This is a genomic window from Hymenobacter sp. BT491 (genome assembly GCF_014349165.1).
GTDB classification, from domain to species: domain Bacteria; phylum Bacteroidota; class Bacteroidia; order Cytophagales; family Hymenobacteraceae; genus Hymenobacter; species Hymenobacter jejuensis.
In genome coordinates, this window is record NZ_JACSJJ010000005.1 from 117,210 (window position 1) to 131,832 (window position 14,623).

Annotated in this window: 13 protein-coding genes; 2 read left to right on the forward strand and 11 right to left on the reverse strand. The window is 56.8% G+C overall.

From position 1 onward, the window contains the following. Window positions 1–50: 50 nt before the first annotated feature. Window positions 51–779 (reverse strand): class I SAM-dependent methyltransferase, encoded by a 729-nt coding sequence (locus tag H9I52_RS20295; protein ID WP_187455365.1) that lies wholly within the window; start codon window positions 777–779, stop codon window positions 51–53. A gap of 102 nt (window positions 780–881) precedes the next feature. On the opposite strand from H9I52_RS20295, the gene H9I52_RS20300 reads away from it, so the two are divergent. After that, entirely contained in the window at window positions 882–1,049 is a 168-nt protein-coding gene (locus H9I52_RS20300) for a DUF2256 domain-containing protein (RefSeq protein WP_187455366.1), read from the forward strand. 65 nt (window positions 1,050–1,114) lie between these two features. Then, entirely contained in the window at window positions 1,115–1,513 is a 399-nt protein-coding gene (locus H9I52_RS20305) for a hypothetical protein (protein WP_187455367.1), read from the forward strand. A gap of 111 nt (window positions 1,514–1,624) precedes the next feature. On the opposite strand, the gene H9I52_RS20310 is transcribed toward H9I52_RS20305, so the two are convergent. From H9I52_RS20310 to pelA, 10 genes are all read right to left on the reverse strand, one after another. Next, window positions 1,625–3,163, reverse strand: a complete 1,539-nt coding sequence (locus H9I52_RS20310) for an aldehyde dehydrogenase family protein (RefSeq protein WP_187455368.1) — start codon at window positions 3,161–3,163, stop codon at window positions 1,625–1,627. A gap of 137 nt (window positions 3,164–3,300) precedes the next feature. Next, window positions 3,301–4,326, reverse strand: coding sequence for a class 1 fructose-bisphosphatase (fbp, locus tag H9I52_RS20315; RefSeq protein WP_139517630.1), 1,026 nt, complete (start codon window positions 4,324–4,326; stop codon window positions 3,301–3,303). A gap of 103 nt (window positions 4,327–4,429) precedes the next feature. Continuing rightward, the gene (locus H9I52_RS20320) at window positions 4,430–4,891 is read right to left on the reverse strand and encodes a nuclear transport factor 2 family protein (protein WP_139517631.1); all 462 of its coding nucleotides are present in this window, start codon (window positions 4,889–4,891) and stop codon (window positions 4,430–4,432) included. Further along, window positions 4,891–6,213: an MFS transporter gene (locus tag H9I52_RS20325; RefSeq protein ID WP_139517632.1), complete on the reverse strand. Its 1,323-nt coding sequence runs from the start codon at window positions 6,211–6,213 to the stop codon at window positions 4,891–4,893. Before H9I52_RS20325 ends, H9I52_RS20320 begins: the two co-directional genes overlap by 1 nt. A gap of 6 nt (window positions 6,214–6,219) precedes the next feature. Then, on the reverse strand, window positions 6,220–6,876 hold the full coding sequence (locus tag H9I52_RS20330; RefSeq protein WP_139517633.1) for a bifunctional 4-hydroxy-2-oxoglutarate aldolase/2-dehydro-3-deoxy-phosphogluconate aldolase: 657 nt from the start codon (window positions 6,874–6,876) through the stop codon (window positions 6,220–6,222). 23 nt (window positions 6,877–6,899) lie between these two features. Beyond that, on the reverse strand, window positions 6,900–7,910 hold the full coding sequence (locus tag H9I52_RS20335; protein WP_139517634.1) for a sugar kinase: 1,011 nt from the start codon (window positions 7,908–7,910) through the stop codon (window positions 6,900–6,902). Beyond that, window positions 7,825–9,315, reverse strand: coding sequence for a glucuronate isomerase (gene uxaC, locus H9I52_RS20340; RefSeq protein ID WP_187455369.1), 1,491 nt, complete (start codon window positions 9,313–9,315; stop codon window positions 7,825–7,827). The genes H9I52_RS20335 and uxaC overlap by 86 nt, the downstream gene beginning before the upstream one ends. Window positions 9,316–9,328: 13 nt before the next feature. After that, window positions 9,329–10,981 carry a UxaA family hydrolase gene (locus tag H9I52_RS20345; protein WP_187455370.1) on the reverse strand — a complete coding sequence of 551 codons (1,653 nt, stop codon included), beginning with the start codon at window positions 10,979–10,981 and terminating at the stop codon, window positions 9,329–9,331. Beyond that, entirely contained in the window at window positions 10,981–12,504 is a 1,524-nt protein-coding gene (locus tag H9I52_RS20350) for a tagaturonate reductase (protein WP_187455371.1), read from the reverse strand. The genes H9I52_RS20345 and H9I52_RS20350 overlap by 1 nt, the downstream gene beginning before the upstream one ends. A gap of 10 nt (window positions 12,505–12,514) precedes the next feature. Then, window positions 12,515–14,602: a pectate lyase gene (pelA, locus tag H9I52_RS23115; RefSeq protein ID WP_262386160.1), complete on the reverse strand. Its 2,088-nt coding sequence runs from the start codon at window positions 14,600–14,602 to the stop codon at window positions 12,515–12,517. Window positions 14,603–14,623 lie beyond the last annotated feature (21 nt).

A 14,623-nucleotide genomic window follows, 5' to 3' on the forward strand; every position in this document is an offset into this window, starting at 1 on the left:
GGTGCCTAAAACCCAAATAATTGACATTCAATCACTTATAAATAAAGTCATTAAGCCCGCAAGGTCAGCCGGACGAGATATTGGCTTTGCTCGTCTTCGTCCAGAAAATCGACTTCGTAACCGGCGGCTTCGGCGTAATCCTGCAAGATGGTGGCGTCGGCAAACAGCCATTGGAAGGTAGGTCCGGCCTCGTCGCCGTAGCTCATGGTGTATTCTACTTCGCCGTAATACGGACCGTTGAGATTCAGGACCAGCGCGCCTTCTTCGTCTTCGTAGAGGTAGGAAATGTCGGAGGAAGTGGCCAGAATCTGGCCGCCGGGTGCCAGCAGCTTGTGGGCATGAGCCAGAAATTTCTCCAGGCCTTCCAGCGTCCCGACTAGGCCTATGCCGTTCATCAGCATCAGAATGGTATCGTAGTTTTCGTCGGTAGTGGGCAGGTGAAACAGATCGTGACAGGCTACTTGCCGCACGCCGCGCTCTTCCATCACTTGGGCTGCACCCGGCGACACGTCCACGGCTTTTACCACAAACCCGCGGCTTTGCAGCTCCAGGGCGTGGCAGCCGGCCCCAGCGCCCAAATCCAGCACGCGCCCGCGACACTCTTCCAGCGCCGTACGCTCGAGCTGGGGCATTTCCCACAGCGACCGAAAAAAATAGCTGGCCGGCAAGGGCTCGTCTTCGGCCACGTTGGAATGTACGGTGAGCGCGGCCTTTTTTTGACCGTTGAGGTACGCTTGCAGGGCATGGCCCAGCACGTCGGGAGCAGTAGAATTTGGCATGGCACGAAGATACGGCGGGTTGAGAAAGCACCCGCCGAGCGGTATACGCAACCCCGCGGCACCGAGGAGAGTTATCGAGGTGTCACTGTGCTGTAACTTGTTATGTCTTCCTCCTTCGATCCGGCCAAACGTTACACCAAATCGACGCTGCCAACCAAAATCTGCGCGACGTGCGGGCGGCCGTTTGCCTATCGCAAAAAGTGGCGCGCGTGCTGGGACGAGGTAAAATATTGCGGCGAAAAGTGCCAGCGCAACCGCCCGAAGCCCTAGGCCATGTATCCTTCGCGCGGCGCTTTGCGTTGTTTGAGCAACCAACCACTCTCCTTCTTTCCGCCATGTCTAGCAACCTCGACTACCTTGATCCTGCCCTTGTTCCGCTCGAAGACAAAGTTCTCGCTTACTTGGAGGCCGAAGAAGATCTGCGCAAAGCCACGATCGAGGCCCGCAACCTGCAAAGCCACGACCAAAGCGTAGAGCAATCGGCCCAGGAATTTGAGCAACGCCCCGCTACCGGCAACTTCGACCAGCACGCCGACGAAGTAGAGCAACGCCTGCAAAACATGCGCGATGACCTGGATATTCTGCGTCAGGAGATCATCGGGCTGCTTCCCGCGCGCAACGAGTTTGTAAAAGTAAACCTCGGCTACGGCCCCAGCCGCGTCGGGGCATTCAGCAAACCTGACCCTTCAAAGAAAGGCGGCGCTGAAGAGTATGAGCTACGGATTGTGCATTAAGCGATAGAGACCAACCTCCTATTGATAGCAATAAAAAGCCCCCGCTAACAACTTAGCGGGGGCTTTTTATATTCCATAACACATTTATAATCAAGTTTTTATGTAATAAGCCTAGGGATTTTCGGGCAGCAATAATGCGTCTTCGAAATTACCCAGAATTGGTTGGTCGCCGTTGGTAACGGCTTCGACGAGCAGCTTGCCGCCCACAAAAGCGCCTTTCCACGATTCGCCCATGCCGCCGAATACTTCTTCGCGGTCGCCGCGCGAGCGCAGTTTGTTGATGCCCACTTTGAAGGCCCGAACTTCCTTGGCCGTGCGGCGGGCCAGCTTCTCGTCGTCGCTGGCAATGGCCGACACCAAGGCGCCATTGGAAATGTTCATCTCCCCTACCAGCTCCTCTATACGGTCCACGAGCACGATGCTGTCGATGGGACCGAAGGGTTCTTTGAAGTACAGTTCGCTTTGGCGCGGCAGGTTTACCAGAGCCCGCGGGGCAAAATAGGCCGAGCGATCTTGGTCGGGCAAAAACAGGCTGTCGTCGAGCTGGCCTTCCAGCAACGGCGTAGCGCCAGTTTGTAATGCATTGACGTACAGGCGGTCCAGGTCTTTGGCCTGGTTGGCGTTGATAACCGGGCCAAAGGCCAGATCCGGCAACTTGTCGTCGGCGTTGTCCACTAGCGTAGGGTTGCCCACGCGCAACGAGTGCATCACGTTCCAATACGTTTCCAGAAACTTCGGAAACTGCTGCCGCTGCACCACGAAGCGCACGTATGCCGTGCAGCGCTGCTTGCCGTAGTCGTAGCCTTTTTTGAGCTGGTCGGCCAAGGTTGCCCAATCGGAATAGTCCCAGATGCCGTAGGTATTCACGCCTTCCATCTCCAGCATGTAGCGCTTGTGCACCGAACCGAGGGCGTCGGCGATGTTGCGACCATTGTAGCGACCACCCACAAACGACAGACAATCAACAGCTTGGTTTTTTACCAGCACGTCGCTCAGCTCGCCGCCGGGGCCACTTACGAGCGTAACGGGCAAGCCCGCCCGCCGGGCCAGCGCAAACGCCAGGCTCAGCGAAATAAAGCCGCCGTCGGTGGGCGTTTTGGCGATAACGGAATTACCGCACAGCACCTGCACCAGCACCGCGTGCATGAGCACCGACATGGGGTAGTTCCAAGAAGCGATGTTCGACACCAACCCGATCGGGGTGCGTTTGCCGAGCATGTCCTCGATGCCGTCGACGTACCATTGCACGCCGTCGATGCAGCGGTCGATGTCGGTGAAGCCCAGCTTGTAGGTTTTGCCGATCTCCCAGATGAGCAGCTTGCCGATCAGCTCGACGTGGTCACGCAACAAGTTCAGGCAGTCTTGCACTTTGGCGCGGCGCTCGTCGAGGTCGGTTTTGCCCCACACGGCGGCTTCGCTTTTGGCAAATTCTACGGCACGTTGCGCTGTTGCGCCGTCGAGCATGGGCAGCGCGCCCAGCGTGCGGCCATCCACTGGCGAGACAAAATCGCGGGGCGTGCCGGGCTCCTGCCAACGGCCTTCCAGCAGGTTTAGAAAGCGACCGTTTTGGTCGAATATTTCGGGAGCGATTTGCTTGACCTGCGTCAGTAAGCCTTCGTATTCAACTTGGGGTGAAACGATTTTGGGCATGAGAAAGAAATGAGGTTTCGGGTATTGGCAGAGTTGGTTGCGGAAAAGAGAGCGCTATCTTAGTAAGTGTTTGTTTAACAGAGACTTATACACTTGGCTTCTTTAACAATCAAGAGGCGGAAATTGTCGCCCAGCGGTTAGCAGGCGGCCTCGTGGGCGGCGTTGGCTAAAGACAGCACCTCTTTCACCATATCCGTGGAGCCAACATATATCGGGCACCGCTGGTGAAAATACACCGGCTCAATGTCCAGAATGGCCTCGTGGCCGGACTGGGCCTGTCCGCCGGCCTGCTCGATCAGGAGCGCCAGCGGGTAGCACTCGTAGAGCAACCGCAGCTTGCCCTCGGGCGTTTTCTCGGTCGGTGGATATAGGTAGATGCCGCCTTTGAACAGGTTGCGGTGAAAATCAGCCACTAACGAGCCGATGTAGCGTCCGCTGTAGCCGCGCTGCTTGCAGGTAGTGAGATAAGCGCGGATCGATTCGGGGTACTGATACCAATAGCCTTCGTTGCAGGAAAAGGTGGCGCCATCCTGCGGAATGCGAATTTCGGGGTGCGAGAGAAAGAATTCGCCCAGCGAGTTTTCGTAGGTAAAGCCTGCCACACCATGGCCCGTGGTATACACGAGCATCGTGGAAGAGCCGTAGAGCACGTAACCCGCCGCGACTTGCTTGCGGCCACCCTGCAAAAAATCCTCCCTGGTCGCCTGCGTTCCGACGGGCGTCACGCGGCGGTAGATGCTGAAAATGGTACCGATGCTGACGTTCACGTCGATGTTGGACGAGCCGTCGAGCGGGTCCATGGCTACTACGTATTTGCCCTGGTCGTTGCCGGTATAGATGATGTCGTCTTCCTCTTCCGAGAGAATAGCGCAGGCCTGTCCGCCGTTTTTGAGAGCCCGGATAAAGCGAATGTTGGCCACCACATCCAGCTTTTGCTGCTGCTCACCCTGAATATTTTGGTTGCCAAAAGCACCTGCAATGTCAATCAGGCCGGCGCGGTTTACCTCGCGGTTGATGATTTTGCCCGCCAAGGCGATGTCGCGCAATAGCTGGGAAAGCTCGCCCGTTGCAAACGGAAACTCGCTCTGCTTGCGCATAATGTAGCGGTCGAGCGTCGTACCAACTGGGTTGGCCAGCACATTTTCTTGTAGAGGATTGGACATAGCCTTGCAGTTTGGTTAGGGAATGCGGAGCAGTACGTACAAGCGGAGGCACGGCGCACCGCGCCTCCACTTATAACATCTTGAAAATCAAATACTTGTGATACTACGATTTGGCTGGCTGTTGCTTCTGCGATTGCCAGAGCACTACCTGCCACCCCTTTTTGGGGTCTTTGATTTGCACCACCACGTACTTCAGATGGGACGCGCTAGGTTGGCCGTCCACGGTGTTGGTGATGGTGATCAGGCCGTTGACCACGGCCGTCTGGCCGTCGTTGTAGCTGCGCACGTTCAGGGCTTCCACGTCGATCTTGCCGTACTGGCTTTTGCCGTCGCGGATCGACTGGATGTACTCCGTCTTGTTGTTTTGATGGCCATCGGAGTGCGTATACACCAGATCGTCGCTGAAGGCATTTTGCAGAAAGGCATAATTCTTCTTGACCTGCGCCTCAAAGCGCTGACGCTCAAGTGCTTCTACTTCTTTAACCGCAGCCATGTCTTTCTTGGTTTGGGCCAGCGCACTGAAACCCAGCACGAGCAGCGCAGCGAACAACAGGAGCTTTTTCATTAGGAAACGGCTACGGGTTTGTTAGACGATTCTTCGAGGTGCACTTCTTCCATGCGCGGCGCAAACAGATGCATCACGAACCAAGCCACGAGGTAAGCGCTGCCGCACAACAGGAAAATGATGTTGTAGCCCGTGTTGATGTCGCCGGAGGCTTTGGCTCTATCCAGCAAATACCCCACAATCAGCGGAAACAAAATGCCGCCTACGGAGCCCGCCATGCTGCCGATGCCCACTACCGAGCTTACCGTCCGCTTCGGAAACATGTCGGAAGCAGTAGTGAAAATATTGGCGCTCCAAGCCTGGTGTGCCGCGGCCGCCAAGCTGATCAGGGCCACTGCCATCCAGATGTTGGTGGCGTAGCGTGCCAGTACAATGGGCACTACCAGCAGGGCGAAAATCAGCATAGCCGTTTTACGGGCCCGAAACACGGTCCAGCCTTTCTGAATCAGGTACGATGAGAGATAGCCTCCGCCAATGCTGCCCACCGTAGTGAAAGTGTACACAACGACCAGCGGCAAACTAGGCTTGGTGAGGTCGAGTTTGAAGGTGGTAGAAAAATACGAGGGCAGCCAGAACAGAAAAAACCACCAAATCGGGTCAGTGAGCATCTTCCCGAAGATGAAAGCCCACGTTTGGCGTACGCTCAGCAGCTTGCTCCACGAAACGTTTTGGCTGTGATCGCCTTCGCCGGGCTCGGGTTCGTTGTCGCTGTGGATGTATTCGTACTCAGCGGTAGAGAGTTTGGGCTGCCGCGAAGGAATCTCGTAAAACTTCCACCAGCAGGCCAGCCATATAAAGCCAATAATACCGGTGATGATAAATGCTTCCTGCCACCCGTACCAACCCAGAATCAGGGGCACCATGATAGGTGCTACCACGGCCCCAATGTTGGCGCCCGAGTTGAAAACGCCGGTAGCTAATGCCCGTTCTTTTTTTGGAAACCATTCGGCCACTGTTTTGATAGCTGCCGGAAAGTTGCCCGCTTCTCCTAACCCCAATGCCGCCCGCGCAACCCCAAATCCAAACGTGCTGGTGGCAAATGCATGCGCAATGGCCGCCGCACTCCAGGCAATGATCGAAGCGATGTACCCTTTTTTAGTCCCAATTCGGTCGATGACGCGGCCAAATCCCAGCAAGCCAATGGCATAAGCCGTGGCAAAGGCCATCACGATGTGCCCATAGTCAGATTCGGTCCATTTGAACTCGGTTTCCAACGTGGGCTTCAGGAGCCCGATCACCTGGCGGTCGAGGTAGTTGATGGTGGTGGCAAAAAAGAGCAGCGCCACCACCGTCCAGCGGTATTTTCCGAGTTTAGTTTCCATGGGAATTTACTTAGGTAGCGAGTTTACAAATTGCATAAGCCCGGAAATCTGGGCCACCAAGGCTTGGGTATCGTCGGCATTTTTAAAGAGTTGCGAACCCATCCCGACCACATTGACGCCGGCCCCAAACCACTCGCTTACGCTTTCGTTGGTGGGCTCCACGCCGCCGGTTACCATGAGTTTGACGTTGGGCATGGGGCCGCGCAACGCCTTGATGTAGCCGGGGCCCACCACGTTGCCAGGGAAAATCTTGACCAGCTTTGCGCCCAACTGGGTAGCGTTGTACACTTCATTGAGGGTCATGGCGCCGGGCAGCCACGCCACGTCGTTGTGCTGACAAGCGGCGGCTACCTCGGCCGTCGTAACGGGCTGCACCACAAAATCGGCTCCCGCTTCGATAAAGCGCTCCGCGTCCTGCGCCGTGTAAATGGTCCCGATGCCGAGCAGCATGTCGGGGCACTGTTCCTGCACGAAAGTCTGGAGCTGTGAGAACACGTCGAAGGCGTTGGCGCCCCGGTTGGTGAACTCAAACACCCGCAAGCCGCCGTCGTAGCAAGCTTGCAGAATGCGCTTGGCATACGCCACGTCGGCATGGTAAAATACCGGTACCACGGGGTACCGCAGCACCGCATCCAGCACTTCAGCAGAAGAAAATCGAGCCATGTATCTATTTTATTATCAAGTAGTTATCGAAGAAGCCTGCCGGAAGTATTGCCCTGCATGACGGGTTCCACTTCGGCCGCAGTCATCAGGTTGACGTCGCCGTGGACGGTATGCTTAAGTGCCGAGGCCGCCACGCCGAAGGTGAGCGCTTCCTGCTCAGTGGGGTAGGTCAGCGAACCATAAATGAAACCTCCGATGAAAGCATCGCCCCCGCCGATGCGGTCCACGATGGGCACGATATCGTAGGCTGGAGTTTCAATATAGTCAGTTCCGTTGAACAGAACGCCTTTCAAACGATTGTGCGAAGCGCTAAGCGTTTCGCGCTCAGTAGCAATTACTTGCTTTATCTGCGGAAAGCGTTGCATGAGTTGCTCGGCCATGGAAACGAAACGGTTGGCGGCGTCCACCCGCGGCGTGATGCCGAACAGGTCTTCGGCGTCGCCTTCGGTGCAAACCACCACGTCGCAGCCAGCTACCAGCTCCGGCATTACGTCCTGCGCTTTCTTGCCGTATTGCCACAGGTTGCGGCGGTAGTTCACGTCGGCCGAGACCGTAATGCCACGGCGCCGGGCTTCCTGAATGGCCTCTTTACAAGCCTGGGCAGCCGAAGCCGAAATAGCTGGCGTGATGCCCGTCCAGTGCAGCCAGCGCCCGTTGCTCAGAATATTGGACCAGTCAAACCACGCGGGTTGCAGCTTAGCGAATGCCGAATCGAAGCGATCGTACACGATTTTGCTGGCCCGCATCGAAGCGCCGACTTCCAAAAAGTACAGCCCCAGTCGGTCGCCACGAAACACGGTATGCTCCATGCTGACCCCGTAGCGCTGAAAAGACTGCGCGGCCGCGTAACCTAACTCGTTGTCGGGGAAGCAGGTAACGTGCGCGGCAGGCAAGCCCAACCGCGCTACGGATGCCGCTACGTTGGCGTCGCCGCCGCCGTAATTAACCTCAAGATTGTTGGTCTGAACTAACCGGTAATTCAGCGGGGGCGACAACCGCATCATTATTTCGCCGAACGTTATGACTTGCTTCATTCTCGAAGCCAAAGTAGCCTTTGGCATTACCGTAAGAGATATTCTGAACCACTTGGCCCAGCCATTTCATGTCGTCGGGCAGCTCGCCGTTCTCGACGTCATTGCCGATCAGGTTGCACAAAATGCGGCGGAAATATTCGTGGCGGGGGAAAGATAGGAAACTGCGCGAATCGGTCAGCATCCCCACAAATCGGCTCAGCAAGCCCATATTCGAGAGGGCGTTCATCTGCTTCTCCATGCCGTCCTTCTGGTCGAGGAACCACCAACCCGAACCGAACTGAACCTTGCCCGCTACGGTGCCGTCGTTGAAGTTGCCTACCATCGTGGCAATCAGCTCGTTATCGGCGGGGTTCAGGTTGTAAAGGATGGTTTTGGTGAGCTTATCCTGCGTGTCGAGGCGGTCGAGGAAAGTCGAAAGCGCGCGCCCCTGCGAGAAATCACCGATGGAATCCCAGCCGGTATCGGGACCAAGATTGCGCAATGCCCGCGAATTATTATTGCGAAGGGCGCCCAAGTGAAACTGCTGCGTCCAGCCCTTCTCCCAATCCATTTCGGCCAGCGCCACCAGAATCGCAGACTTAAACTTCAGGGTTTCGTCGGGAGCCGGGGCTTGGCCACTGCGGACCTTGTCGAAGATGTCGCTGATTTCGGCGTCGGTATAATCAACGGCATATATCTGCTCCAAACCGTGGTCCGAGAGGCGGCCGCCGAGCTTGGCAAAGTAATCGTGGCGTCGCTGCAAAGCCGTCAGCAGGTTGCCGTAGCTGCGGATTTCCACGCTGGCCGCAACGCTCAGCTTATCAAGGTATTGGTTGTAAGTAGCCGGGTCTTCCACGGCCATCGCCTTATCGGGGCGGAACGTAGGCAGCACTTTGATGGGGAAACCGCTGTCCGCGATCAGTCGGTGATGCTCCAGCGAATCGGCCGGGTCGTCGGTCGTGCAGACGGTCTGCACGTTCATCTTCAGCATCAGGTTGCGCACCGAATATTCCGGCGTGCGTAGCTTGGCGCTGCACTCGTCGTAGATGCGGCGGGCGCTTGTGCTGTCGAGGATTTCGTACACGTCGAAGTAGCGCTGCAACTCCAGATGCGTCCAGTGGTAGAGCGGGTTACGCACCGTGTACGGCACCGTTTCGGCCCATTTCTCAAACTTCTCCCAGTCGGATGCGTCGCCGGTGATGAAGTGCTCGTCGATGCCGTTGGTCCGCATGGCGCGCCACTTGTAGTGATCGCCGTAGAGCCAGATTTGAGTTAAGTTCTCGAACTGCTTGTCCTCGGCAATCTGATCGGGAGGCAGATGACAATGGTAATCGATGATGGGCATCTGCTTCGCAAACTCGTGGTAGAGCTGGCGGGCCGTCTCGGTCTGCAGCAGGAAATCCTCGTTCAAAAAGGGCTTTTTCATATCTATTTGATAATCAAAGTGATACACCCCGCTTCCAGGGAATAAAGTCTGCTTGACCGTGTCGCACGGCGCTTACCTCCTCGCCACTGGCGACGCGCACCACGTAATCGAGAATGCGTTCGGCGGCTTGCTCGATGGTTTCTTCGCCGTCGATGACCGTGCCGGTGTTGATGTCGATGATGTCAGGCATGCGCTGGGCGAGCGCCGTGTTGCTCGAAATTTTCACCACGGGTGCAATGGGGTTGCCGGTTGGCGTGCCCAAGCCCGTCGTAAACAGCACCACATTCGCCCCCGACCCTACTTCGGCCGTTGTCGACTCCACGTCGTTGCCAGGCGTGCAGAGCAGATTTAAGCCGGGTTTGGTCACCAGCTCGGGGTAATCCAGCACCGCCACTACAGGCGAGCTGCCACCCTTGCGGGCTGCCCCCGCCGATTTCATGGCGTCGGTGATCAGGCCGTCGCGGATGTTGCCGGGCGAAGGGTTCATGTCGAAGCCCGAGCCAACGGCAATGGCGGTGTCGCCGTACGCTTTCATGAGGCTGCTGAAACGCTCGGCCGTTGCTTGGTCCACACTGCGGTCGACGAGTTCCTGCTCTACGCCACACAGCTCCGGAAATTCAGCCAGAATAACCGAACCGCCCAGTGCCACGAGCATGTCGGAAACGTGCCCTACAGCGGGGTTGGCCGAAATGCCCGAGAAACCATCGGACCCGCCGCACTCCAAGCCAATCGTCAGTTTGCTGAGCGGCGCGGGCTGGCGCTGGTTGGCATTGGCCTGCATCAAGCCCACAAACGTCTGGCGAAGCGCGGTGCTCACGAGCGTTTCTTCGGTGCCCATTTTCTGCTGCTCCAGAATGAACAGCGGCTTGTCGAAGTTGGGGCTGCGCTTCTGAATTTCTTCTTGCAGCATGCTTACCTGGGCGTTCTGGCAACCCAGGCTGAGCACGGTCGCACCGGCGACGTTGGGGTGCGTGATGTAGCCCGCCAGCAAGCCGCAAAGCGTCTGGGCATCCTGCCGAATGCCGCCGCAGCCGCCTTCGTGCGATAGGAACTGAATGCCGTCGACGTTCGGGAAAAGCTTCGGCTTGTTATAGCGGGTATCGGTGCCACCAAAGTCGCTTTGCAGAATTTCCTCTACCGACTTACCGGCTTGCATCAGCGATATAAGCTCTTGCGTCTGAGGCTGATAGCTTTTGCGGCGAGCATAGCCCAGATCGTTCACCAAAGCTTCTTCCAGAACCTGAATGTTGCGGTTTTCGCAGAACACCAGCGGAATCACGAGCCAGTAATTGGCCGTGCCCACGCGCCCGTCGGAGCGGTGGTAGCCCATGAAAGTGCGCTCCTGCCACTTGTCCACTGTAGGTGGGGTCCAAGCGGCGCGGCGCTCCTGGTGCTCGTCGTATGTGTTGGTAGCGTGCTGAATATTGGCCGTGGTCAGCAGGCCGCCCAGCTTGATGGCGTGCCGGGCTTTGCCTACCAGCACGCCGTACATGGTCACGGAGTCGCCGGGTTCGAGGGCTTGCAGCGCCAGTTTGTGCTTCGCCGGAATCTTCTCCGTGGTCGTCACAGTCGTACCGTCCCACGTTACGGGGGTCCCGATGGGTAAGTCCGTCAGGGCCACCAGCACGTTGTCGGCAGGATGGATTTTGGCTACTAAGTGTTTCATTATTTTACAAGAACCTTTTTGTTGAGATGGGCTGCCACGGTAGCGTGCACGCCTTTCTGCTGCATTTCGAGCAGATTGTCGCTTACGCGCTTCGCAAATCCCGGCAATTGGCTTAAGTCATGTCCCCAAAGTGCTTGGTTTTGCAGTGTCGTGTTCACCACTTCTTCCGCTCCCAAGCGTGACCATAGATCGGCAAAATAACCGGCCTTTTCGTCCTGTATTGGGTAGGTTTCGCCATTTAATTCGCCGTACCACGTCTGCTCGCGCTGCTGCGTGCCTTTCATGAACAACAAATACGCCGCAAAGCCCAGCGCCACATAATGAGGCACCGTGTTGAAGCGCTTGTAGTAGTGCAGCAAAGTAGGCACGTTGCGCATCTGCATTTTGGTCGTGTACTGCATCGTGATTGCCAGCCAACGGTGCTCCATGTACGGGTTGCGGAAGCGGTCCATTACCTGCAAACCAAAGCGCTGGGCCACTTTTTCGTCAACCGGATACGGAATACCGGGCAGTAAATCCGATAACATCAGGTTGCTGATGAACGTGCCGACACAATCGTCTTCCATGCCTTGGCGCACGGTTTCGAAGCCACTCAGCACAGCCAGGCCGCAGCTTAGCGTGTGCGTGCCGTTGAGGAGGCGCAGTTTTAATTCGCGGAACAAGTTGATGTCGGGCTTTATGGAAATGCCCTTGTCCACTTCGTGAAACGAAAGTACCTCCCGCACCCGGTCGTCGCCCTCGATGGCCCACAGCAAGAAGGCTTCCGAAATGGTCAGTAACTCGTCTTCGTAGCCAAGTTGCTCAGCCATAGCCAATTGGGTAGCCGAGTCGGGCCGGCCCGGCACAATACGGTCGACGAGGGAATTGCAGCAGGTATTGGCCGTTTCCAGCCAGTCCAGAAATTCGCTTTCCAGCCCGTTGCGGTGGGCCAGCTCCAGCAGAATCGCTTCCAGCTTGCTACCGTTTTCGGGGATGAGCTCGGTGGGCACGATCACCAGACCTTTCGATTTATCGCCGTCGAAAGCCTTGAAACGCGCGTACAGAAACGCCAGCAGCTTGCCAGGGAACGATTGCGGGGGCGATTGCCGAATGTCGTCGGGCACGAGCTGAATGCCGACTTCAGTGGTGTTGGAAATCACCACCTGCAACTCGGGGTTAGCGGCGCAACGCAGGATCTCTTCCCATTGGCTTTTGGCCGACAGCACGCGGCTAATGGCCGAGCACACCACGTTTTCTTCCACCATATGGCCGTCTTCTACCCCGCGAATGCACAAGGTATACAGCCCGTCTTGGCGGTTAAACGCGTCAATATCACCACCATCCGTCGATTTCACGACCACAATGCGGCCGTTAAAGATGCCTTGGCGATTGGCTTTATCGATGAGGTAATCGGGCAGGCCGCGCAAGAGCACGCCGGTGCCAAACTGGATGACTTTTTCGGGCAACTCAAACAAGGCCGCCTCAGGCATCGCAACGGAGGAACTCTGCATTCCGAGCGCGACTTCTTTTGATAAAGTATTCATAATCAAGTACTTATAATTTACTTTCTCCGTTTTCCCATTTTTGCTTCCACTTCGGAAAGTCGCGGTTGAGCAGCTTAGCCGGCCAAGTGCCTGCGTAGACGTAGCCAGCGCGTCGCTCGTTCTCAATTTCGGCTAAGCTGTATTTTACCTCCGAGTTGCGGCCGACGTAAATGGGTCTGTTGGTTTTCAGGTCGTAGAAACGCGCCCACAACGCCGCGCCGGTTTCCGGCACGATGATGCGGTCGCGGCCCGTGGGCTGACTTGGGTCCTGTATTTCTTTCAGCGCAAAACCCGTCATCTTGACTTCGTTAAGCCAAGCCACGGCGCTCTCAATCGACTTTTTGACGGCGGGCGAAGGGTTTTCGACATCCATCAGAAACTGCACGATGCCTACGGTTTCATCGCCGCTCAGCGAGGCCAGTTCGAACGCGCGTGCTTTCACGGGCTGCAATGTGCGGCGGTCGTGCTGGGCGCACCAGGCCGTGAGCTTGCCGTTCTGCACGTATTGCGTCTTCAAAATGCAATCGATACCCCGCTCCACGGCCAAGCGGGCCGGGGCTACCAGGCTCTGATCGACCACCTCGAAACCTTCCTTGCGTTCGGCAACTGCCTTCAGGATGCGCAGGGCCCGAATCATGGCCTCGTCGTTATAGGTGATCTGGGCGCGGTAAAGGCTTGAGTCTGGGTAATACTGAGGGAAGCCGCCGTTGGCGTGCTGCATTTTCAGCAGGTAGCGAATGCCTTTCTCGGCGGCGGCGAGGTAAAGCGCATTGTTCGTTTTCTTGAATGCGGCAACCAAGTAGCGGATTTCGCGGGTCGTTGCGTCGTTGTCAATGGTGGCGTCGATCCGGCTGGCATCGCGCAACGTGGCTTCTTTCAAGGCGGCACTCATTGGGTGCTCGTAATTGACCTTGACGTCGTTTACGGCTTTCGGCCAGCCCCCTACGCTCCGCTGATAAACCAGCATTTTCTCCGCAATGCTATCCGTCGTAACCGACAGTGGCAGTGTAGAATAGGTTTTGGCGGGGTTGGAAGGCGCCAAAGCCACCGTGGCCGGACGACCATCGAGGTACCAACGGCCTCCAAACGTCCAGTCGGCGTTGATTTGCTTGACAGTGGGCGCGTTGGCAGCCGTTGCTAAGTTGTCTTTGTGCCAAGCATAATCACCACCCTTGCGGTGGCAATTATAGTAGTACACGCGCCGGCCCCATTTCGGCGTGCCCGGACCCGATTTGGCGTGATAAATATCTACGTCGGCCATGTTGTTGGCGAAGCGGCAGCCGATGAGGTAAAACTGCGATTCGCGGTGGTAACGACCAAGTTTGAAGCCGTTATCGCCTTCGAAAGTGCAGTTTTTCAAAACGGTTTTTGAGTCTTCGTTATTGGAGCCATCGTGCCAGATGGCGGCCTCCTTGCTGTGGCAAATGAAGCGGCAGTTTTCGGCGTAAGCCCACCCGCGCGGGCAGTAAAAATCGACGCCGCCTTCCATGGTGCAGTCCTTGAAATAATAGAGGCCTGCGTCCACGTCCCAGGGGCTGACGGTATCGCCGCCCAAGGCCCGAAACGTGCAGTGGCGCACAATCAGGCGGGTAGTGCCGGGTAGGGTACGCAAGGCCATCTGGTGGCCCGTCTTGCTGATGGTTCTCTTGTGGCTGGGGTCGGTGGCGCAGTCGATGGTTACATCGCCCGGCGCGTCGAAGCCGTAGCTGTTCACGACCGTGAGGTTTTCCAGCGTGATGTCGGGGCTGTTGCGCATGTTCAGCGTGCCTACGCCCCAGTCGTCGGCGCCGGCTACGGGGTCGCAGCGCCACGCGTCGCGGGCTTGCGCAAAGGTGATGATCACGCCCTTTTCGCTGGCGCCTTGCAGCGTAATATGGCTTTTGCCGTCGATGAATAGCTTTTCCTTGTAAGTACCTTTCTTAATGGCAATTACCCGCTGCTCAGTAGCCGTATTGGGCAAGCTGTTGATGGCTTCCTGAATGGTTCGGAAGTTGCCGGAGCCGTCGGGAGCCACCACGAGGCGCACGCCGGTTGCGAAACCGGTATGGCCCACCAAGGTCAGCAACAGCAGAACAACTATTTTACCAAACCATTTCATGTAACTATCTCTCAATCAAAT